This is a genomic window from Sporosarcina cyprini, from assembly GCF_022048975.1.
In the GTDB taxonomy this organism is placed as follows: domain Bacteria; phylum Bacillota; class Bacilli; order Bacillales_A; family Planococcaceae; genus Sporosarcina; species Sporosarcina cyprini.
Genome location: NZ_JAKMHX010000030.1, coordinates 24,447 through 47,145, shown reverse-complemented (window position 1 = coordinate 47,145; position 22,699 = coordinate 24,447). Strand labels below are relative to the sequence as shown.

22 protein-coding genes are annotated in these 22,699 nt (G+C 43.5%); 5 read left to right on the top strand and 17 right to left on the bottom strand.

The window, feature by feature from the left end:
• Nucleotides 1–8 precede the first annotated feature (8 nt).
• On the top strand, nt 9–944 hold the full coding sequence (locus L7D49_RS12655; protein WP_238081376.1) for a C40 family peptidase: 936 nt from the start codon (nt 9–11) through the stop codon (nt 942–944).
• Nucleotides 945–1,131: 187 nt separating this feature from the next.
• Here the strand turns inward: L7D49_RS12655 and L7D49_RS12650 are convergent, their stop codons facing one another.
• From L7D49_RS12650 to L7D49_RS12635, 4 genes are all read right to left on the bottom strand, one after another.
• Nucleotides 1,132–2,520 carry a Mur ligase family protein gene (locus L7D49_RS12650; protein ID WP_238081374.1) on the bottom strand — a complete coding sequence of 463 codons (1,389 nt, stop codon included), beginning with the start codon at nt 2,518–2,520 and terminating at the stop codon, nt 1,132–1,134.
• Nucleotides 2,521–2,555: 35 nt separating this feature from the next.
• Nucleotides 2,556–3,602, bottom strand: a complete 1,047-nt coding sequence (locus tag L7D49_RS12645; RefSeq protein ID WP_238081372.1) for a YheC/YheD family protein — start codon at nt 3,600–3,602, stop codon at nt 2,556–2,558.
• Between the two features lie 50 nt (nt 3,603–3,652).
• Nucleotides 3,653–4,087 carry a hypothetical protein gene (locus L7D49_RS12640; RefSeq protein ID WP_238081369.1) on the bottom strand — a complete coding sequence of 145 codons (435 nt, stop codon included), beginning with the start codon at nt 4,085–4,087 and terminating at the stop codon, nt 3,653–3,655.
• A 96-nt stretch (nt 4,088–4,183) separates the two neighbouring features.
• Nucleotides 4,184–5,560: a Mur ligase family protein gene (locus L7D49_RS12635; RefSeq protein ID WP_238081366.1), complete on the bottom strand. Its 1,377-nt coding sequence runs from the start codon at nt 5,558–5,560 to the stop codon at nt 4,184–4,186.
• Between the two features lie 174 nt (nt 5,561–5,734).
• Between L7D49_RS12635 and L7D49_RS12630 the strand changes: the two genes are divergently transcribed.
• Nucleotides 5,735–6,967 carry an ATP-grasp domain-containing protein gene (locus tag L7D49_RS12630; protein WP_238081364.1) on the top strand — a complete coding sequence of 411 codons (1,233 nt, stop codon included), beginning with the start codon at nt 5,735–5,737 and terminating at the stop codon, nt 6,965–6,967.
• 72 nt (nt 6,968–7,039) lie between these two features.
• Here the strand turns inward: L7D49_RS12630 and L7D49_RS12625 are convergent, their stop codons facing one another.
• The 11 genes from L7D49_RS12625 to L7D49_RS12575 all read right to left on the bottom strand — a co-directional run bounded on the left by L7D49_RS12625 (nt 7,040) and on the right by L7D49_RS12575 (nt 17,225).
• A complete protein-coding gene (locus L7D49_RS12625; RefSeq protein WP_238081362.1) occupies nt 7,040–9,211 on the bottom strand; it encodes a YheC/YheD family protein in 2,172 nt (723 codons plus the stop codon).
• Between the two features lie 97 nt (nt 9,212–9,308).
• Nucleotides 9,309–9,713, bottom strand: coding sequence for a CotY/CotZ family spore coat protein (locus tag L7D49_RS12620; protein ID WP_238081361.1), 405 nt, complete (start codon nt 9,711–9,713; stop codon nt 9,309–9,311).
• A gap of 27 nt (nt 9,714–9,740) precedes the next feature.
• Nucleotides 9,741–10,937 (bottom strand): ATP-grasp domain-containing protein, encoded by a 1,197-nt coding sequence (locus L7D49_RS12615; protein ID WP_238081359.1) that lies wholly within the window; start codon nt 10,935–10,937, stop codon nt 9,741–9,743.
• A 121-nt stretch (nt 10,938–11,058) separates the two neighbouring features.
• A complete protein-coding gene (locus L7D49_RS12610; RefSeq protein WP_238081357.1) occupies nt 11,059–11,373 on the bottom strand; it encodes a hypothetical protein in 315 nt (104 codons plus the stop codon).
• A complete protein-coding gene (locus L7D49_RS12605) occupies nt 11,373–11,798 on the bottom strand; it encodes an acyl-CoA thioesterase (protein WP_238081355.1) in 426 nt (141 codons plus the stop codon). Before L7D49_RS12605 ends, L7D49_RS12610 begins: the two co-directional genes overlap by 1 nt.
• Nucleotides 11,799–11,847: 49 nt before the next feature.
• The gene (locus L7D49_RS12600) at nt 11,848–12,357 is read right to left on the bottom strand and encodes an NUDIX hydrolase (RefSeq protein WP_238081354.1); all 510 of its coding nucleotides are present in this window, start codon (nt 12,355–12,357) and stop codon (nt 11,848–11,850) included.
• Between the two features lie 110 nt (nt 12,358–12,467).
• Nucleotides 12,468–13,085, bottom strand: coding sequence for a C39 family peptidase (locus tag L7D49_RS12595; RefSeq protein ID WP_238081352.1), 618 nt, complete (start codon nt 13,083–13,085; stop codon nt 12,468–12,470).
• A 93-nt stretch (nt 13,086–13,178) separates the two neighbouring features.
• Complete coding sequence (locus L7D49_RS12590; protein WP_238081350.1) at nt 13,179–13,604, bottom strand: VOC family protein; 426 nt, start codon at nt 13,602–13,604, stop codon at nt 13,179–13,181.
• On the bottom strand, nt 13,601–14,158 hold the full coding sequence (locus L7D49_RS12585; RefSeq protein WP_238081348.1) for a cysteine hydrolase family protein: 558 nt from the start codon (nt 14,156–14,158) through the stop codon (nt 13,601–13,603). The genes L7D49_RS12590 and L7D49_RS12585 overlap by 4 nt, the downstream gene beginning before the upstream one ends.
• A gap of 45 nt (nt 14,159–14,203) precedes the next feature.
• Nucleotides 14,204–14,857: a putative periplasmic lipoprotein gene (locus L7D49_RS12580; RefSeq protein WP_238081346.1), complete on the bottom strand. Its 654-nt coding sequence runs from the start codon at nt 14,855–14,857 to the stop codon at nt 14,204–14,206.
• A gap of 181 nt (nt 14,858–15,038) precedes the next feature.
• On the bottom strand, nt 15,039–17,225 hold the full coding sequence (locus L7D49_RS12575) for a peptidoglycan D,D-transpeptidase FtsI family protein (protein WP_238081345.1): 2,187 nt from the start codon (nt 17,223–17,225) through the stop codon (nt 15,039–15,041).
• 139 nt (nt 17,226–17,364) lie between these two features.
• Here L7D49_RS12575 and L7D49_RS12570 point away from each other — a divergent pair, with 139 nt between their 5' ends.
• Together L7D49_RS12570 and L7D49_RS12565 are read left to right on the top strand one after the other, a co-directional pair.
• The gene (locus L7D49_RS12570; RefSeq protein WP_238081343.1) at nt 17,365–18,057 is read left to right on the top strand and encodes a hypothetical protein; all 693 of its coding nucleotides are present in this window, start codon (nt 17,365–17,367) and stop codon (nt 18,055–18,057) included.
• A gap of 206 nt (nt 18,058–18,263) precedes the next feature.
• Nucleotides 18,264–18,701: a hypothetical protein gene (locus tag L7D49_RS12565; protein WP_238081341.1), complete on the top strand. Its 438-nt coding sequence runs from the start codon at nt 18,264–18,266 to the stop codon at nt 18,699–18,701.
• A gap of 252 nt (nt 18,702–18,953) precedes the next feature.
• Here L7D49_RS12565 and L7D49_RS12560 read toward each other — a convergent pair whose 3' ends face one another.
• On the bottom strand, nt 18,954–19,142 hold the full coding sequence (locus L7D49_RS12560) for a hypothetical protein (RefSeq protein WP_238081339.1): 189 nt from the start codon (nt 19,140–19,142) through the stop codon (nt 18,954–18,956).
• Nucleotides 19,143–19,387: 245 nt separating this feature from the next.
• Here L7D49_RS12560 and L7D49_RS12555 point away from each other — a divergent pair, with 245 nt between their 5' ends.
• A complete protein-coding gene (locus L7D49_RS12555) occupies nt 19,388–19,804 on the top strand; it encodes a hypothetical protein (protein ID WP_238081337.1) in 417 nt (138 codons plus the stop codon).
• Between the two features lie 64 nt (nt 19,805–19,868).
• On the opposite strand, the gene acnA is transcribed toward L7D49_RS12555, so the two are convergent.
• A complete protein-coding gene (gene acnA, locus L7D49_RS12550) occupies nt 19,869–22,583 on the bottom strand; it encodes an aconitate hydratase AcnA (RefSeq protein WP_238081335.1) in 2,715 nt (904 codons plus the stop codon).
• Nucleotides 22,584–22,699: the final 116 nt, after the last annotated feature.

Sequence of the window (22,699 nt, the reverse complement as noted above, 5' to 3'; positions counted from 1 at the left end):
AGGAAATTATGAATAAAAAAATTATATCGGCTGCATTAGCCGCCACAGTCACTCTTAGCACATTAGCCATCCCAGCAGTTAATCCGGAGCCGGTAGCTGCTGCTACTCTTGCATCGCAACCTACTACAGCGGCTGTAAATGCGAAAGCAGATCAATTGATTTCAACAGCGAAGAGCCTTATTGGAAAAGCGTCTTACAGCAACACACAATATAAAGATACATATCCTTATAAGTTTTCTTGCGCTTCATTTCTTATGTATGTATTTGAGAAGAACGGCGTTGACCTTGGTACGTATAACGAGGATTATATGATGAAACAAGGGACATACGTAGCAAAAGGACAATGGAAAAAAGGCGATCTCCTCTTCTTTAAATCAAAGAAAACAGGTACAGATCCGGACCATGTTGTCATGTATATTGGCAATAACAAAGTCATTCAAATGGCAGATCCTAAGCAGAAGATTGTTATTACAGATATGAATAGCAAACCCTATTATAAAGATAACTACGTTACGGCTCGTCGCGTCCTACCGGGTTTAATGTCATCATCACCTGCAACAAAGGGAGATAAAATTGTTGAATCGGCATATCAACTGCGTGATAAGGCGACAATCGGCAGCGTGACGAATCCAAGTGCGATGAAATTTACGAGCCTTGGATATATCAATTATGTTTATAAAAAACAGAACATCACCCTTCCGGCTACGTCTCTATCGGCTTTGATGGCCAAAGGTACAACGGTCTCACGCGCCAACTTGAAAAAAGGTGATTTAGTATTCTTTAATAGTGTGAAAGGATCGAAAACGCCTAGCTTGGTCGGGATCTATGCCGGTGAATACCGCATTATTATTCCAACGTCCTCTGGTGTCCAATCTCGTGTCCTGCTTGTCGACTATTATAACTCGCACTATATTACAGCGAAACGCTTCATCTCAGGCAACTGATCCGAATTATCAGGGGCTGAACCCGGCTTCCGGGATCCAGAGGTGCCGTAGTCGCCAATATGCTTTGTGGTTTACTATCGCTCCATGATCATAACTCTTGCCAAAAAGGCGAAGGAAAACTTAACGGTTTCCTTCGCCTTTATTTTTTGGTCATGCAAAATGCCCTAGAATAAAGTTTTGAGCTAGATTATTTCTTTCTCAATCCTTTAGCGAACTCGATCAGACCTTTACTTGACATGGGGCCTTTAATCAGGACAATCGTATTTTGATCTAACAGAGGAGCGACAATTTTCTCCACACCTTCCACCTGTTTGAGCATTCGAATTTCTGCCTGGCTGCCTGCCCGTTTCGCCTGCCTGCCGATTTCCTCCGCCTTGCTGCCGATAGTGATCAATAAATCAATCGGCTGTTCCGCAATCAGATCTCCGATTTCCCGGTGATATTTTTTCTCAAAACGGCCGAGACGGTTAATATCCCCCACGACAAAAATGATTTTTTTCTCTTTCCCCAGTTCTTTTACTACTTGCAATGCCGCTTTGATAGACGTCGGATTGATGGTCCACGTATCGTCAATGATGGTGCTGCCAGAGACCCCTTCAAAGAATTGCATATGCCGCTCGGGATTCGAGAAGGTTGCCAGCTGGTAGATGGCATCTCGCTCAGCCAGTCCCATTTCAGTTGTCGCCGCAATCGCTGCCAGTGCATTGTACACTTGATGTGTTCCATATCCTGGCACAAACGCTTTATAGGAATCACCCGCATGGATCAGCGTAAAGGACATGCCTCCCTCTGCGTACCGTATATCGGTTGCTTGATAATCCGCTTCTTCCTGGATACTAATATATATGATTTTATTGCCTTGAAACGAGGAAAGACCGACTTTTTTTGTGTTCTCGTCGTCCTTGTTTAAAATGAGCGTGCCGCCTTTGGAGATGCCTTCTACAATTTCGCCTTTCGCACGAATATAGCCATCGAGATCATTGCACCCGTCTAAATGATGGACGCCGATATTCGTCAGTATACCGATAGTCGGTTTATAAATCATACATTGGTGTTTAATGTTCCCTGAGTTGCCGAGCCCGTGTTCGAACACAGCTACATCTGTCTGTTCGTCCATTTGCATTAAATAAGGGAAGGAACGCCGCGGTTCATTCTTGCTGCTGATCGAAGCGACAACATGATATTTCGCACTCATAATGTGGCGGATCATGTCCTTTGTGGTCGTTTTCCCACATGTGCCTGTAATTGTGACAACAGGAATGGAAAACAAGCCACGGTAATAATCGATGAACGTCCAATATGCCTGTACGAGGCTCGGAACTTGTAAAACTGTTACATCGGGGATGTCTTTCTTCATTTGATCTGCCGGCTTATCTGTAATGAGTAGGACGGGAGCTTTGGAACGGATTTCATTCCAGTTGACCGTCTCATTTCGATGGATGAACATCATTGTATGTGTACGGGTCAAATCATGGCGCTTATAGTAGATTACATGCTGCACTTTCCAATTGACAGGTCCATATATAAGTTCTGCCTTTAGAAGCCTCTTGATGGTTCGCACGTCTAATGGTTTCATAGGTTACCTCCCTTCCCTAGTTGCAAGAATTCATTTTATCTCTGTCTTCTGAGCTGCATAATCGTCCGGTACATCTCTTTGTCTTCAAGTGCATGGAACATAGACAAATCTGGCACATAATTCCCTTCCAGGATATATATACTTCCACATTGAGTGATGCCAATATCGAACCCAATGATGTCTGGCTTGGGACTGACTTGCTCCAATTGTCTAGCGGCCGCAAGACAAAGCCTTTGAATTCGATCCTTCACTCTCCGGACGCCGAATCGTGCAACAGAAGATTGTGGTATGGCTTCTTCAAATGTCATTAATTCCTTCGCAACATTGGTCACAAAAAAATCCGAAGCCGCCACTTTAACGAGCATCCCAGTAACCATCCAATGATTTTGATTTCTTTGGACGACGACCCTTATATCGAATGGACAAGCCTCAATTTCCGCTAATCTCAATTTCTGCTGAACAATATACGGTTTTTTAGCGAGCTCTGCTTGCGGCAATAGCTCCCATGCTTCAGCGAAAGAGCTGCAGCTATGGATCTCATCCCATTGATGGAGATCAATACGATCATCTGTCTGACGGATAATCTGAATGATGCCTCTCCCTTCCTGGCCGATACACGGTTTCAAGAGGATTTCCTTATACCGTTCGAGGAATTGTTGGGCAGTACCAGCTGTATAGATTTCTGTAGGCGGTAAATACGGCTGCAATCTGATTTTATTTTTCAGTAGTGCATATTGGCTCCATTTGCTATTGCGGAAGTGAAGTCGTTTTTGTTCCAGCTCCACTCGGCCATCTGAATTGCATGTAACGTTCAGGACAACGGTTTGGCACTCCTTATATCTTTCTGCAGACTGCTCTGCAAACTGTTGCAGTGTTGTTCGATTTCTGGCAAACCGCCAACGAACGAAAACGTGAGGTGCCGCAGCGCCGTCCATCTCAATGATGGAAGCGATTTGCCACGGCAACTCTACATTATCCCGATGCATGGTGACGATGTAACGCTCATCAATCTGCCGAACTTTTATTGTCTCGGACTTTAAATAGGTTTTCAGCGACTTAACATGCTCTGTCATTCTCCACATTCGCTTCACCACTTTCCGAATCAAGCAAGTTTCCCAATCAGTTCTTTGACTTACTTACAGCCGCGAGCCTCAATGGAACCTTGCTTGACTGGAGCAGCCCCCAATTGGTCAAAGAAATCGTAAATCTCGAATTCCTTCACCACATCGGCTTTTGCCATTTTGGAATAATCACTGAAGATGGCTTGAAAGCCATACGTGATTCCATTGATGACGCCCGTGCCTTTGACCGTCACATCACAGCGATAGTCTCCTCCGCAGCAAGTCACTTGCTTAAAGGAAGTTGCATGGAACGTAAAATTCCGTGCACCGTTATTCTCGGTGTCAACGAAACGCAATGTCAGCCGTGAACTGCTTGGTGTGGACACACAGACATTTGCGGTATAGGTGATCGTCCCGCAGACGGTGCCGGGTACACCTTCAAATTTGACCCGATTATGTTGCGACACTGCATTGACGCGTACGCCACAAGGGCAAACAATACCCATTAGAAATCCCTCCCTTCACTTTTATACTGTAGAATATTAACGGCCCTGCGATAGCGGCTTGGTGTTTGTCCATCATGGCCTTTCAATAAGGGGTGATCAGCTTTTCTTCTTTAGTGAGGCTGCAACCAAATTTACCGATTTGCTATACATATCGCCTTTAACAAGGACGACAGACTGGTCATCTATCATGTCCTGGATAAATTCAATTGCGCGGATATGGTTATTAAAAGCCATGATCTTCTGTTTTTTTCTTGTTTTTGCTACGGTTTGCGCCATAATTCGCGCATGCTTTCCAATTGTTACGAGGACATCGATTCCACTATTGGCGAGTATATCCCCTGCATTTTTATGAATGATATATCCCCAGGAACCAAGGTCGGTGATGGTGCCGATAATCGCAATTTTTTTCTTTCCCCGCCCGATTTCATTTAATACATTCAGTGCTGCTTGCAAGGAGGTGGTCGTTAGACTCCATGTATCATCAATTAAGATCGATCCTTTGATGCCTTCTTGAACTTGCAATTGCTTGTTCAATGGCGAGAAGGTCTTCAGACCGTTTGCCGCCTCACGCAGTGATATGCCGATTTGATGGACTGCCGCTATAGCTGCCAAAGCATTGCTCACTTGATGGTTTCCATATCCCGGCACAAAAATGGAATGCCTCTCACCCCCATGGTCTAAATAGAACCGCATACCGCCATCTGTAAATTGGACATCTTTCGCGGCATAGTCGTAAGCTCCGTTGATTCCGACAGTGATGATTTTCCCTTTGTAATTTCGATATACTTTGCGGATGGTCGGATCGTCCATATTCAATATCATCGATCCTGTCTCTCCGACTGCAGTGAACAATTCACATTTTGCTTCAATATAGCTTTCCAACGTCGTGCAATAGTTCAAGTGATGTTCCCCGATATTGGTGATGATGCCGATGGTCGGCTTGAAATACCTGCCCGCATTTAAAATATCTCCAGGAGCGCCGACAGCCGTTTCAAATACGGCCGCTTCGGTATCTTCATCGATGCTGAGTAAATAATGCAGATGCGCTGTTCGGGAATTATTACTGCTGTTCGTGCTGGCAATCTTCTTTCGAGCTGATAATATATGCCGGATCATTTCTTTAGTCGTCGTTTTTCCGGATGTCCCTGTAATGGCGATGACCGGGAGATCCAGCAAAGACCGATAGTAATCGACAAAAGACCAATAAGCATCATTGGCATCAGCAACACGGATAATTGTCAAATCGGCGAGATGTGTATTGTTTCCTTCCTCCGAATCCGTCACAAGGACGAGTGGAAAATAGTCTTTCAGCTTCTCCCAATCGACAATATTTTTTCGCATGAATAAGATGGTATGCGGTTGCTTTAGCTGCTTGATTCGATATGCGCCATGCTTGACAATCATTTGATCCGAGCCTTGAATTAATTCGCCCCCCAGCCTCTTTCTGATTTGGCCCACGGTTAACGGTTTCATCGTTGTATTTCACTCCTTTCGCATGTTTCAGTATATGCAAACGACCTTCGGATGCTTGGACTAACACCTTTTTTCATGCAATGAAAACCTTCAGACATCAAGATACTTGACCATGTACCCAGCACAATCCGACATACGATAGAAAGGAATGGTTTTCGCTTGATCAGCTAAGGAGTGGACTTTTTGAAAACAATCATATTTATTGGAACAAACAAATCCGGATCAAGCCGTGAGGCAATCCGGGCGGCCGGGGACCTCGGTTATTTTACAGTGCTCTTTACAAGTAATGAAAAGCAGTTGCGGCAGCGGGAAGAGTACAAAGATGTGCATGAGATGGTTCAAATTGAGACGACGGATATCAAAGCGATGAAGAAAAAAATTGCAGAGCTCTCCGACCGGGGGCTGGCTATTAAATCGATTCTTAGCTTTGTCGATTCGTACGTGCATATTGCGTCTGCATTACAGGATGAATTTTGTACAAATGTCGCTTCGACAGTCGCAGTAACAACGATGGAAAATAAAGCGGCAACGAGAGAGTTGCTGAAAAATTATCCATTTACCCCGAAGCATTCCATCATCCAGCCTGAAGAATGGGACACCTATTCAACTGACTCGATGAATCTTGGTTATCCAGTCATCGTCAAATCCCCACATTCCACTGGCTCGAAAGATGTTCTCTTGGCAAAGAACAGTAAACAGCTCGCCAAACATATGAACAAACTGCATGACAACTCTCCGGAGAATCCTATCATTTTGGAGGAGTACATCGAAGGAGAACAATATTTAGTAGAAGCACTCATACACAAAGGAACAGTGAAAATTGCCGGCTTCATGAAACAGGAAGTGACGGCTGGCAAACGTTTTATAATTACCGGCTATGGCGTGATGGTCGATGTTCCGGAAATGATGAAATCACCTGTTGAACAAATTATCAAATCGATTGTGAAACGCTTTGGTATGGAAAACGGAGCGATGCATCTCGAATTGCGACGTTCGCCAAAAGGATGGAAACTAATCGAAATCAATCCCCGGATTTCAGGTGGGGCTATGAACAAGATGCTAGAAGCTGCATTCGGTTTTAATTTGGTGAAAGAAACTATCCGGCTTTACACAGGGGGCGTTCCAAACATTACCCCTTCAAGGAAACAGCATATTTACACTCATTACGTCATCGTTTCGGAAAAAGGAAAGCTTGAAAAAGTGACAGGCAAAGCGAGGGCACGGAAAGCGCCGGGAGTCGTAGAAGTGTATGTGAAGCCGCGGAAAGGCACCGTGCTCATTCCACCACTTTCCATGGGACACCGTTACGCATACATTATTGCGACTGGAGACACCTTGCTGCAGGCGAGGCGGAATGCTGAAGATGCCGCGAAAGAAATTACATTTCATTTGTCCGAGGAAAAGTGAAAGCACACTTTTCCTCGTTTTTTTATGGCATGAAAAAACCGTTCCCCGAACGTCGGGAAACGGCAGTTCTTCCTACTGTTTAAATTGCTGATCCAGAAATTTAACAGTATCAAACATATTCGTTTTGCTCGCTCCTTTGACAAGAATCGTATCGTTCTTGCGGACGAGCTTCTTCAGCAAGTCATGCAGCTTTTCTCGATCGGTGAAATGATGAATATTTTGTGCTGGAAAGCCAGCTTTTTTCGCAGCAGCTCCCATCTCTTCGGTACGAAAACCATACGTAATAAAGAGATCAATCCCTAGCTTTTTCACATATTGACCGACCTTCTCATATTCCGCTTCACGCAGATCACCGAGCTCACGCATCTGGCCGATAATCGCCACTTTCCGATGTTTCGCAATATTATCGAGTACGTCAAGGGCCGCCTTCACGCCTTCCGGATGGGAATGGACCGTATCGTCAATGACCGTAATGCCGTCTTTCAAATCATAGAGCGTCAACCGTCGCGGCGGTTTCCGGAACAACAGGCCAAGTTTAATTTCAAGCGCTGTAAACCCAAGCAAATCGGCTACCGCAATCGCATTCAATGCATTATACACATGATGCTCCCCTAAAATCGGGATGAAGAATTCCATCTTTTGACCTTGCAAATTCATTTTAAATGACATGCCTTGCTCGGAGTATTGAAGATCAAACGCACGATAATGAGCCTTTTCGGTATGAATACCGACGATATAAATCTTGCCTTTGAATTTTTGCGTCTCCAAAAACCTTGAATTCTTATCATCCGCGTTGACAATCAAGATGCCATGCTGATCCATGCCATGAATGATTTCGGACTTGGCTTTTGCGATACCGCGGGGATCCCCGTTAAAATTACCAATATGCGCATGCCCGATGTTTGTGACAATGCTGATTGTCGGCTGGATGATGCTGCAATGCTCCGTAATGACGCCAGGATACGCCATCCCATATTCCAGTACAGCCGCATCGTGTGAAGGAGTGAGTAACGCGGCGTGCTGCTTCGTATGCTCGGTCGTATTCCAATAATCCTTCGACTCGAACACATTCCACTTCTTCGACAGGATGGAAGCGACAAACGCTTTCGTTGTCGTCTTGCCTGCGCTTCCGGTAATACCGATGACTGGCATTACACCTTCCTTATTCAAGTTCCTGCGCTTTACTTCTCGGATTTGCTCCTTCATTTTCCGTTGATTTTTAGCCACGTACATGGCGTAGCGAATCCCGTTAATTACTACATCCAACTCCAAATAAAAAGCAGGCGGGCATCCGGGACGCCAGTTCACTTCATAGATCCACAGCTTCCTGTTTTCATCCATGCCGATATCGACACCAATTTCGTCAATCATTTCTCCAAATTGGACCATTTGCAATTCATCCAAGTGGCGGGCTAGGGACAATGAAAAAAACTCCAGCGTCTTTCGGATATTAAAGGCATCCGTGCCGAATTCCTGTTCTAAAAATGGATCCAGGTAATTGGTATAGCCGCCATTGTTAATGTTGGCGATAATCGATCCATGCGGGGCTACGCGTGGATAAATGGTCGTGATCACCCATTCGCCTTCTCCGTTTTTCTGCACATGCAGCCGAAAATCGAACACTTGCCCAGACTTGGTCACTGATTGGATATACGGCTGCAAGATGAAAGGTTCTGTTTTCAGCTTGGTTTCAATGAATTTTGCAAGCTGCTGCTCTGAATACCATTGCATCGTTGTATTAAAAGTGACCGCATAGCGATGATCTTTCTTTTCTATAAAATAAATCCCTTTGCCTTTTCGGCCATCGACCGGCTTAAATACAATTCGCTGAAAAGCGGTCATGAATTTCAGTAACTGATCCACATCTTTTACAATTTCGGATGGAATTAAGTAATTCGCAAACTCCTTCCCTTCCTTCAGACGGTTGGCGACGCTCCACTTATTGCCGATGGAATGCGTCGTAAACGGGATCTCACTTTTTAATTTGGCAAGCACTGTTTTGGATTTGGCTAATTTTTCAGGGCTCCCGGCATTATAAATAACGTCTGGAAAAGGCATAACCCTTTCCACCCAATTTCCATTTTCATACACTTGTCCCCGGATGGAACGATTCACGAAATTCACTTCTCCCGGTGAAAAATAAAAAAATGTGGCGCCTTCCGCTTTCGCCACAGCTGCATAGGCGTATGATTTGATGACAGTGCGCGGATCTTTACGATGGTGCAGCATCCCTATTATTGTCATGATACCGAATCTCCTTTGCGTAAATGCATAATCTATCTCTAATACATTCAAACAAAGACAGATTGGCAACGGACAAGTGTGTAGTTGACAATATCTTTTATCCTTTTTGCTCCCGGATCGGCAAGGGGCGTCCTACGCATTCCAGCGGAAGAGCCTCTATGCTGCAAAAACAGCACGGGACAATGGTCACGCAGCTATCCGTTTTTCGAAGCGTAAAAAACTGATCAGCCGGAAAGGCGTGATTCCCTTCCATATCCAGCGGTTCAAGAAGTGTCAACACCACGCAGCCGGTCTCCTCGTCTATCGATTGCAATGTGAAAAATGGTGTCGGCTTCCCTTGGTGAAAGGCATGAAAACGACGGTTGGCAGTCGATAACGTGAAGGGAATGCAATCGTAGTCCTTCAATCGTTTAATAAATCGAAATTGCGTTTGTTGACAAGTTAACAATTCTTGCTCCCTTTTCAGCTCTTGTAAAGCGGAACATATCGAGCACTGTACCAATCGTTTCCTCTCCTTCCGGCCAGGTGATCAAATTTCTTCTATATAAAAAGCAATGAGGCGAGCCGCTTCCATTGCCCGTTCCCTTGCCAGCTCCACACTGTCTCCGGTCGCCATCACATAGCCATACCGCTGGCCCATCGACATCGCTGGACCTACGATGTCACCTGTTTTTACAAGCAGCTGCGCGGCTTTGACGCCAGGTTGAGCCGCAGCTTCCTCTAAACCAGAAATGCCCCGGAAGATGCCGCATAGATCCGTTGTCATACAATATGTATATACGGCACATTCTTTAATTTTCGTTAAGAGCGGGACTTCACCTGCGTACAAGCGCACAGTTTCTTTTGCTAAATTAATTCCATACGCTTCACCAATCATTTGGTTCATCGTAAAACCCGCCATTCTTGGATTGAGTTCAATCAGTTTCCAGCCCTGAGACGTAAGACGCATTTCTAAATGAAACGCAGCATTTGTTATATGTAACGTCCCTACTATTTCTCCGACCAACTTCAGCAGTTCATCATAATCCTTCTTTGGAAGGACATTGCCGATGGAATAGCCCGTTACGATAAACTTCCCGTCGCCAGAAACTTCTTGTTCGGCAACTGCCACGATTTGAGGCAAGTGATCTCGAACCATCACTTCTACCATGTACTGAATTCCTTCCATGTAAGTTTCTAGCAGTATAACTGTGTCCGTATGTCTGGAAGTCAGCTTATAGCGGGCAGTAGCCAGCTCCTCAGCTGTCCGGATATAGTAGACGTCACGGGATCCCTTAGAAAAGGATGATTTAATGACTGCCGGGAAAGCAACTGCACGATGTAGCTCTTCTGTTATATCGAAATAAACCGGGTTAACATCCAACGATGCAAGCGCGTGTCTCGTATGGAGTTTATTCTCCATACAGCTAAGTGCATCGGCGGATAAGACAGTTTGACAATATTCATTCGACAATCGGGCAGCCAAGGACACATAAGGTTCGACGAAGCTGATAACAGCCTGCAAGTGGTGTCCCTCTTTGCGCAGATGATCCAATACATCCCGAATTTGCGTTTCTGTGAGTTCGACGTGAAAGATCAAGGCTGTACTGCCCCATTCGTGCGGCATATTAGCAATCGATCGTTTTTCCGTGAGAAGAATAGGAGTGTATCCCAGCTGCTTTGATGCTTGGAGTGCATCTCTCGCCGCACCGAATTGTACGCTTTCGATAAAAACAATCGATGTCATGCAGCTACTTCTCCTTTCTCAGTTCCCTGTATACTATGCCTTCAGCCTACCTAACGTTCGAAGTCTGTCGGCAAGAAAAAAGACACTATCATAATGACAGTGTCTTCTGTATTTACAACGATCAGGATTTGGCTATTTCTGGATAGAAACGATGAAGCTGTTCGATCTTGCCTTCTTGCTCGAGAATGGTCCGTTCTTGCTTGCCAAATAAATCGTAATGCGGGTAGTCTTTCCGGTGATCAATCCACTCAGGCTTCAGGCCGTACTTCTCGCCCCAACGGATCAGCTTCGGAAGATCAGAACAGCCCACTTTCGTTACCGTCTTGCAACCAGGGAAGCGGTCGTCCAGCCAATAATGCGTTAAAAAAGCGATATGTCCGTTTTCGACTGCCTTTTTCCAGGCCATCAGCTCCTTGCGGTCAATCCCGAACGCCATCAGTCTGCAACCCGTTGAATTTCAGTATATTTGGCATCCCAGACAGGATCAATTTTACTGAGGGCAATCGGCCGGAAGCTGTCTTTTTTCACTAAAATATGCTCAGAAGTCGCGGTCGCCGCCACGGTTCCATCCTCATGAAGGATTTCATAGCCATACACCGTACGCAATTTCCCGTGAGATTCCACCCAAGTTCGGACCGTCGCAACTTGCCCATAACGCATCGCCGCTTTATATTGAATGGATAAATCAATGACCGGTGAAAGATAACCCTGTTCTTCCAAACCGGCATATGTAAATCCCAGCTCACTAATCAACCGGGTCCGCCCAATTTCCATCCACACTAAGTAATTCGCATGATAGACGACACCCATTTGGTCGGTCTCTGCGTATCTAATTTCAATTTGCTTTTCTGCAATAAACAATAGGATCACCTCTTTGTCCATTATACAAAAGAGGTGAGGGAAATGCTGTTCATTCAACTTTGAATAAGGACTGTGCATTTTTCCGATTGTAGTCAGTAAGGTAAAACTCAACTCCCGCTTTGTCCACTCCGCAAAATTCATCGTGCTCTATAAGGGATTGCAGTCTCTCGAGGCTGACCCAGCCAATCATATCCGTTTCATCACCTTTTTCTAAAAGACTGCCTTTTGCTTTACATCGAAAATAAACCCCCATGGAATCGACAGGTCCATCAATTGTCTGATAAACAGCAAAAGGTCTCATACATTCAACCTTAAAACCATCCTTCGCTACTGTCTCCACGAGATCAATCGGATCGAGAATATTCTCTATATCCAATCCGGTTTCTTCTTTCAATTCCCTTTTTAAACAATCAAGAAGTGATTCGAACTGCTCGATTCTTCCTCCTGGCAATTCAAATGGCCTCCCTTTTTCATGATCCTTCACACGACGTTGAATTAACACTTCCTCGCCTGCTGGTGTTTCTTTTACGATGATCGCCCTTACATTCACATAAATCACTTGCTTGTTTTCTCCTTTCATTTAGCTAATGGTACTATTACATTTTCATTTTGAGCAAATATATTTACATTCCACCTCAGCTATTAAAAATGTAGAAAACAAAACAAAACTTATTCTGACTCTAGCCTAATGAGTATCCCTCGCTGGGCGTAATAACGGTTGAAAACCTCCATCTCCAATGAAACATTTTCCTGACTCGCAGTAGTGTGTCCCGAGGGATTATGAAAAATTATCTTTTTGTCGAGAGGATCTTTCGCGAAAACATACACCAGATGCCCGCCTTTTTTAGGAGGAAGGGTAGTAGGCGTTCTGATACTTGGATGAACTGATGCTATGAATACATGACCTTCTTCTAAGAGATCATACATCTCGTTAACTGAGATATTTTCTTTAACTTCTGCAGATAGTCCAAATTTGTCTTTTACATAAGATACAAATGGATGATAATATAAGCCACTTACTTCTTTTTCATCATCTACTTTGTATCCTCCGTAGTCCCTGCATTCCTTCATAAGTTCTAAAATCGGTACTACTTGGTCTTTGGTATGCGCCAAATGCATTTTTAAACAGGCCATCCCGCAAACATTCGGGCTCCAAAACGCATACTCTTCTGGCGTTTCTGCACCCGATAATGCCCATAGAGGATCTTCAGCTGAATCCAGTTTTCCTGTTAAAAAGTCTGCAACTAAATCACGTGATTCCCATTGTGCAAAATAAGGAACGTTCATCTTTCGCTCTCCTTTCTACTGGTAGCCTTTACAACGGAAAGACTTGAATAACTACAATAAATGTTCAGCCTCACGAATTGTGACACCTGATAATTACGAGTTATTTTCAACCATATCAACAGGCAAGGGAGCAACCAACTCCACTTTTATCCGGTCAGGATCTTCAAAGTAAACGGCATAATGCGTTTCGCCACCTGCAAAGGGATAGCGTTTTTCGTATAAAATGGGGATGCCTTTTTGTTTTAGCGCGCTTGTCATGTTATCAACCTGTTCGCGAGAGCTTGCATGGAAAGCCAAATGATTTAATCCGACACGGCATCGATGGTACGGAATGTCCAAAAATCGTTCCTCTGCTTGCACAAAGACGATATACGAATGGTCTAATTTCCAGCTGCATCCCTGTTCCCATTCTTGAAAAGGTTCATAGCCCAATTCCTCAAGAAACCAGCCCCAAAAATCGCTCGTTTTCTTCAAATCAGATACATATAGCTCAATATGATGAATCAATCCTTTTGTCATCTCTTCCACCCTAGCATTTGCTCAGTTGTCAGGATGGTTGCGAATTCCTCGTGCAGCGTGGCGAGTGAAACGTTATGTATGGTTTCAGCATCATAGTAAATTCCATTTTGGTCCTGTAATCCGAATGCAGCTGTCGCATCCGAAATGAGGAATGTTTCAAAACCTAGATTTCCACTCATTCTCGTTGTCGTTGCTACACAATGGGGAGTCGTTAACCCCGTGATGACGATTCCTGTTATCCCTTTCTCTCTCAGGAGTTCCTCCAAGTTGGTGCCAATAAAGCTGCTATTGACCTTCTTTGTTATGATTGTTTCGCCTTCAATCGGGGCAACGATCGATTGAATCGAGTAACCTTCATGACTTGGATGAAATAAGGAGTCGGGGTGATCTGATGTATGCTGCACATGAATAACGGTCCCCTCCTTTTCTCTCCAATGCCAAAGAAGTTTACGGATATTTTCTTCCGCTTGTTTATTATTGCGCTCCCCCCACTTTTCGTCTTTGAAAGCATTTTGCACATCCACAATAAGTAACGCTCGTTGAACTGTATTCATTCCCATCACCTCTTCTAGTTATCTCATATCTTCCTGCTTATCTTACTATAAAGTTCGAGATTTACCCGGTTCAATCAGCCGAATATGTACCCGATTCGATGATCCATTCGTGATGTGTTGAGGGATAGCAGATACATCCAGCAGTTCTGTCAAATTCACCCGTCGCTCTTGCTTCGCATCAATCGTTATTGGATATGGGCCATTTGTATTCATGAGCGATTCCATTCGCATGCCATCTTCCAAATCGTTTGAATCAATAAATTCCAATGCAAACGTTACTGGCTCATTGCTTCGATTCTTCAGGACTATACTGCATGTTCCTTCGAGCAACGCTTCGGATCTTTCTTCAAATTGACATGTCCCGTCGCCATTATAAGTAACCGCATTAATTCCGCTTGCCAACGTATCTTGATAAAATGCAAGGAGATATTTTGGTGAAAAAGTAAACAGCAGAATGACGAGTAGAATGGTTCGGACATGATACTTCTTCAATCCTTTTGCCAGTAACACGAGTGCGAGGACGAAGAGGATGGATCCTGCTATTCCAATGAGTCGAAAGCCTTGCGAAGTCTTAATGGGAAACGACATAAATGTGGCGGTTGCATCAATTAATTGGTTATCCGGATACGGAAACATTAAATACATGCAAACAGCCAAGAGAATTGCGGAAAAGAAAAGGGCTCTTTTATTTTCAATCATTCCATCACAACTTTCCTCTATTGTACTTCTATCCTATTCAACAGTTTGGATTCCAAACCCTTTAAATGAATGAACAAATAAATAAAGGGAGGGCGATCATCCACCGCTCTCCCTTCACATAACCTCATGCACAGCGAGTATTCCATGGTTCAAAACTTTTACTTATTTCTCTATAAGTAAGTCAGTTTTTATTACCTTCTTGTTCTAGCTTCCTTCTAATAGGCAAATCAGTCGTGACTGACTGCTCTTCCTGTATCCTTCTCTTTTTTAAATCAAAATAAATATCCAATGCCTCCCTCGCTAAATCATTGCTCCATTTAGAAGTATAATCGTTCCGGTCTGTTGAGACGTTGGGAATGACGATGGAAAACGCGATTTCAGGCGTATCGAACGGTGCAAACCCAACATGTGTTAAGTTAACCGTCTTTGTTCCGTACTTGCTTCGATCGGTCCCGTCATAATAGGCAGATTGGGCTGTCCCGGTTTTTCCGGCAGCCGTATACTCTGCATTCGCAAACAAATTGGGTGCCGTTCCTCTTGGCCCGTACGTATATAGCATTCCTTTTTTCACTTGTTCAATTTCCTCATCTGTATTCTTCACTCGATTCAGCACAACTGCCTCTGTTTCCTGCACTAACACACCAAAGACGGATCCATCCGGTGACGGTTCCCTGATTTCTTTTACGATCCTTGGCGCAATCCGGTAACCGCCATTTGCTACAGTAGATACATATTGAGCCATTTGCAACGGTGTATACGTATCAAACTGACCAATCGATAAATCAAGAAGTTTCCCAGATATCGTTTCAGTCCCAGGATATCCTGCATACTCGCCCGGTAAATCGATTCCTGTTTTCACGCCTAATCCAAATGAGGCATACGATTCACGAAGCCGGTCGAACCCTTCTATGTTAATAGGTAATGGCTTATTAGGACGATATACAGCATCTCCAAGTGATATCGCTATTTTGAACATGTACACGTTAGAGGATTTCCCTAAAGCTTCAATGTCATTGATTGCTATTCGATTGCCCCCTCGGTTAAATAGAGATTGTTTAACGGATGAACCGGCGATATAAATGGGTTCGTCGATTTTTACTTCACCGATGCTCAGGACATTCTCACTATAGCCAGTCAGAACAGTTGCCAGCTTAACTGTCGAACCTACTTCGTAAGCGGACGTAAACGTACCAAAGGCATAATCCTGGACGATCCATTTTCCAGTGTCTTTATCTTGTACGAGCTGCTTGCCAATAAGAGCCAGTACTTCTCCGTTATTTGGGTTCATCATGACAAGAAAAGCACGGTCCAATAGCCCAGACGTCCTTACTTGCTTCCAGGCGAGCAACTTGTCTGATACAATTTGCTCCAGGGTTTCATGGAGTTCACTATCCAGTGTCAAAACAAGGTCCTTCCCCGGTTCTCCTTCCCGAACGGTGACGGTCTCTACAACCCGTCCTGTTCGGTCTTTAACATTTTTCACAACCGTCTTTTGTCCCCGTAACAACTCCTCATAAGATTGTTCCAAATAACTGATTCCAACTCGGTCATTCCGTGAATAATCCCTTGCCAAAAAATAATCGAGCCTTGTACGGGGAATTCCTTGCAAAGGGGTTGTTGTAGATCCGATCAATGTATTATCCGATACCTTTATACGATCCCAATCTGTCGTCGTATCGACTCCCGGCAAATCGTTTAATCTCTCGGAAACTCTTGCAAATTCTATCTCTGTTACATTATCACTCTTAATAATCTGAGGCGAATAGGCATAGCCTGACATCATTTCACGATAAATCGCCAAAACTTCGAGATCTTTTTTTGTTAAGGAATCCAGCTCTTTATCCGTAATGCGGTCACGAGTCATTTGATTAATTTCTTTCTGGATTTCTTTTTCTGTCCATGTGTCATGCTTTTTGCGTAACGCTTCAATTTCTTCGGCCGTGACCTTCTTCTCTGCTTTCTTTGGATTTAGCAAAATCCAAAAATCTCGCTTATCACCAAGAGTAATTCGTTTTGTATCCTGCTCAATCAATTGGGCGAGATCTCTGGCTATTTCTAGCATTTCCTTGGAAGTCGTAGACGTCGTTTTTGTATAAGTAATAGCGTTTTTCGGTTCATTATCAACCAGCACATTGCCGTTTCGGTCGTAGATTCTTCCTCTCGGGACACTTGTATTGACTGGTATTTCCTCTTTCATTTCAAGTAACAGGGTGTAGTCCTTGCCTTTAACTATTTGTAAATAGCCAAGACGGAAGATTAGTAACGAAAATAGGAAAAAGATACAGAAAAACAATAGATTCATCCTGAAAGCGATATGTTTTCGCTGACGCAGTCGCACTTTTTCTGCCTGACTGATCTGTTTTCTCATTTCCACCCACCCTTGCCAGAATAAATGTATATCATATCCTTTTCATTATAGCATTTCCAATTCTGAAAACACACTTATCTCCTTTTTAGATATGTGTTACGATGGAATGATAGATTTGATGTTTTGAAAGGAGACAGCAATGAAAAAGAAGATTATTCTTTTTGCACTCGGCATCTTGGTAGGTCTACTGCTTTCCCACTGGTTCCATACCAGACAAAAGGTTTCAAGAGCCCCCGAGGCGGCACTCGCTTCAGTTGAATCAAATTCACATGTTCTGACTATGGCAGATTTGGAAATACCGGTAAAGGACCTTCCGACTTTTCAATCTTATGTAAGTGAACAGACCGATCCTAAATCGGAAATCGAGCGCACTCATTACGAAGAGATCGAAACAGACACAGAGGAACGTTTCTTTCTATTGCAGTACAGCTGTGGCAATAAACAATGTGACAGTTTACTAATCAAAGTACATAACCGCGAAATAGAATCCCTTCCATTACCAAAAGGGATCTTCCAAGATTATCAGCTAGCACCCGATCAAGATAAAGTACTTTTTCGGTATGCTTATAACGAGGGCGGACAAATCATCCGGCATGTTATCGTTCCTGTTGATTTGGTTAAGTTGGAAAGTATTCCAGTTGCATCTGAAGAAAACAGGATACAATTTATGGATGACCCCACATGGCCAATATTGGAATACGAGTGGATTTCCTCCAACATATTCCTTCTCGTCACCGCCGATTTACCATCTCCAGATTTTAATAAACTAAAAACTTGGTATGCTTCTGATGTCAAAAAATCTAAGACGGTAGATATCTTGTTAGATGAATAGAGCATGTAGAGAGCCACTACTATTACTAAAATGTTGTTTTCATAGATTATTGGTTAAATTGAATGAAAATATTTATTATAGGAAAATGGACGATGGGAATTAAAGGTAAGCCTATTAATGATGAAACTCCTTTTAATCTGTGAAGTTGATTGTAGGGTGAAGACTTTAGAAAAGATTTAAAAAAATCTATTGAGAGGAGGGTATAATTGAAAATTAGGGTTATAGTCGTGGCTGTTATTGTGAGTATTTCCATCACTTTAGTTGTTTTTTTCAAACGACATACAGGAGAGTCTATAGAACGGTTATTCTCCGAGGAAGATATCACTTACAAAAACATCGAGAGTATAGAATTGCTTGAATATGAAACAAATAATCAAACGTTAACTGTTGATAAGGATTTTATCAAAGAATTTTCCTCTGCTTTGGAAAATTTAAAATCAGATAATATAACGACTTCCAATGATATTAGCGAAAAACCACTCTATGTAATTTACATTAGTAATGTCGGATATTATCCTGGAGGTGGGATTGGCATCTACAGCCATCACATAGAATATAAAGGCAAGACCCAAACGATTACCTTAGAAGAATCATCAACACTCATTAAACTTATAGAAGATGAAATCCACGAAGAAAATCATTAAGTATGACTGTGTATTCAGTAATTAACCACTTTTCACTTTTAGTTTGGCTGACAGGAAACAAGTCCTGTTCATCGCAACAATGTGATTTGTTCTGATTTTGGTAATTTACTTAAGTCCTCGTATATAAACAACCACATCGTCGAACGCCTTTAAAAAGAGACAATTGCGTCGGCGTTCGTCTTTTTTATCCGGATCATAATGGTACCAGGTCAAAACAACAGCTACGATTGCAAATAAATAAGATCGATTGCCTTAGGAACTGGCCATGATGAGCGTTGTAAGTGAAAAAATAATATATCCGAGAGACATTGACATCCAAAACGTATTGCGAGCGGTATCTTCCTCCCGCTTCACTTTTTTCATAGCAGCTACTAGGTTGATGCAAAAGACTATCGCTAAAATGGGATTTAATAAAAATCCAAAAGTGGATAGTTCAATCATTAGTTAATCCCCTATCTTTCTAGTATTTTCATTCTTATCATTATTTCCGTATGTCCTCCATTTTTCTGATGCTATCATATAAAAAGAATAATTGCCATAGGAGTCATTTTTACCAAAGCATGCTGTTTTTCACTTCATTTTCTCGGCATAAGTCTAGATCTGATTTTAATAATATATTATTTCAACTCTTCAAACGTTTATGCGTATAATAATAGTAAATAATTTACCAATTGGAGGCGGTATGATTGAATAAAGCCCTAAAAGCATTCGCACCGTTTCTTCTGTCCGTGCTAATATTATCCGCTTGCAACACATACAGCCACAAATATAAATTTTCTGGCGAGAGTGAGCATTGGGAAGCAGAGATCTTATTCAACGGAACTGAAGATAAATATTCTAGAGGGGATTCAAACTATGTTTTTACTGTCACATACAAAGGGCTGCCGGAAGAACTGGCTTCCACAGATGAAATTACGTATTCTTTTGAAACGGATTTAGAAAGTTTTAGTGGGACTAAAAAGCTTTCCGATCCACCAACGGAAGTATCGTTTACTTCCAAAGGAGGTTCCTCTGGCACTGTTTCCGCAGACGAGCAAATTGCCGTTAATGTGAAATGGAACGGCTTAGAAGAGTCTTTTGAGCTAGAGAATATATCGAAATAGACGTGAAAATCCAATTCTGCATGAAAAAAGGGTGTCCGGTTTTCCGGACACCCTCTTTTTATGATTAGTTGTTTTTCATTTTGTCGCGAAGGACCATTTGAAGGATTCCGCCGTGACGGTAGTAGTCGATTTCGACTTCGGAGTCGAAACGCGCTAATACGTCGAATTCTTTGACGGAGCCGTCTTTTGCAGTCGCAGTCACTTTTAGGATGTCGCGTGGTTTTACGCCTTCCGCGATGTTAACGCTAATTTCCTCTTCGCCTGTAAGACCAAGGGATTCCGCGCTGTCACCGTTCAAGAATTGAAGTGGAAGCACGCCCATCATGACAAGGTTCGAACGGTGGATCCGCTCGTAGCTTTCCGCGATTACTGTTTTGATGCCGAGCAAGGAAGTACCTTTAGCAGCCCAGTCACGGGAAGATCCCATACCGTAATCTTTACCAGCGATGATTGCAAGACCTGTACCATCCGCTTGGTATTTCATAGCTGCATCATAGATTGGCATGATTTCTTTTGTTGGCCAATATGTTGTGAAGCCGCCTTCTGTACCTTTTGCGATTTGGTTACGGATCCGGATGTTCGCGAATGTACCGCGCATCATAACTTCGTGGTTACCACGACGGGAACCGTACGAGTTGAAGTAACGAGGCTCTACGCCGCGCTCGCGCAAGTATTTTCCTGCTGGTGTATCTTTACCGATCGCACCTGCCGGAGAAATATGGTCCGTTGTAATGGAATCGCCAAACTTCCCGACAACGCGAAGTCCGGACAATGTTTTGATATGGCCTGGTTCTTTCGAAAGACCTTCGAAGAATGGCGGGTTTTGAATATATGTTGAGTTTTCATCGAAATCATACAAGGAATCGTCTGTTGTTTCGATCGCATTCCATGCTTCGTTTTCCGTGAAGACGCGAGCATATTCTTTACGGAAGAGTTCAGGTGTTACTGTCGATTTAACGACTTCTTTCACTTCTTCCGTTGTTGGCCAGATGTCTTTGAAGTATACATCAGTACCATCGTTTGCTTTGCCGATTGGGTCTTTTTCGAAGTCGATATCGACAGTACCAGCAAGTGCATAAGCAACAACTAGTGGCGGTGAAGCCAAGTAGTTCGCTTTTACAAGCGGGTGGATCCGTCCTTCGAAGTTACGGTTACCGGAAAGTACGGAAGATACAAGTAGATCGTTATCTACAATTGTCTTCTCGATTTCAGGCAATAATGGACCGGAGTTACCGATACATGTTGTACAGCCATAACCGACCAAGTTAAATCCGATTTGTTCCATGTATGGAAGCAATCCGGAATCTTTCAAATAGCCTGTAACGACTTTTGATCCTGGAGCGAGTGACGTTTTCACATAAGCCGGAGGTGTAAGACCTTTTTCGACAGCTTTCTTCGCTACAAGTCCAGCGCCAAGCATAACGTATGGGTTGGAAGTGTTTGTACAAGACGTAATTGCTGCAATGGCAAGGTCGCCCGTCTTCATGCCGACTGTACGGCCGTCTTCAAACTCAACCGTTCCAGATTTGTCGAATTCTTTCGGATTCAAACCGAAACCTTGGTTCCCTTCTGGTGCCACAACAGAATCTTTGAAAGAACGTTGTAGGTCAGAAAGAGGAATTAAATCTTGTGGACGTTTCGGACCTGCAAGATTCGCTTCAATTTTCGTCAAGTCGATTTCGATTACTTCTGTATAAGTTGGCTCTTCTTTGTCCGCTGTGAAGAACATGTCGTTCTCTTCCAAGTACTTTTGAACGACTTGGATATGTTCTTCGTCACGGCCTGTCAGACGCATGTAATCAAGCGATTCTTCGTCAACTGGGAAGAAACCGCAAGTTGCGCCATATTCAGGAGCCATGTTTGCGATTGTACCACGGTCTGCAAGTGGCAATTTAGAAACGCCAGGTCCGAAGAACTCGACGAATTTGCCTACTACGCCATGTGCACGAAGTGTTTGTGTCACTTTAAGCGCAAGGTCAGTTGCAGTCGTTCCGTTTGGAAGTTCTCCAGTAAGTTTGACACCGATTACTTCTGGAATCGGGAAGTATGAAGGCTGGCCAAGCATTCCTGCTTCTGCCTCGATACCGCCTACACCCCATCCAAGTACACCGATACCATTGATCATTGTCGTATGGGAATCCGTACCGACAAGTGTATCTGGGTATGTTTCAAACGTGCCGTCTTCATTTTCAATCGCATGGACAACGCTAGCAAGGTATTCCAAGTTTACTTGGTGGACGATACCTGTTGCTGGTGGAACCGCACGGTAGTTATCGTACGCTTTTTGTGCCCAGCTAAGGAACTGATAACGCTCTGCGTTGCGTTCGAACTCAAGCTCCATATTCTTTTGAAGCGCTTCGTTCGTTCCATATTGGTCTACTTGCACAGAGTGGTCGATAACAAGGTCAACCGGGATTTCCGGGTTGATTTTGTCAGGGTCTCCACCCATTTCTGCCATCGCGGAGCGAAGGGATGCAAGGTCAACGACAACCGGTACACCGGTGAAGTCTTGAAGGATGACACGGGATGGCTTGAATGGCACTTCCGCATCCTTATCCGCATCTTTTCCCCATTTCGCAAGATTTTCAACATGTTCATCTTTGATTACATAGCCGTCATGCTGACGCAAAACGGATTCAAGTAGCACCTTGACTGAGTAAGGCAGTCTGGATACATTTGCGATGCCAGCTTCTTCGAGTGCTTTCAGACGATAGTAGTTATACGTCTTTCCGTTCACTTCGAACGATTGGCGGCTGTTATGCAAATTACTTTTCGCCATTGGTGAATTCCTCCCTTTATCTACTGAAAAGGCCGTAAACGAGCATCTTTTCTCTACTCCATCATAATATAGCAACGTTCATAAGTAAAATACTTTAAAATTATAGTCTCCCATAA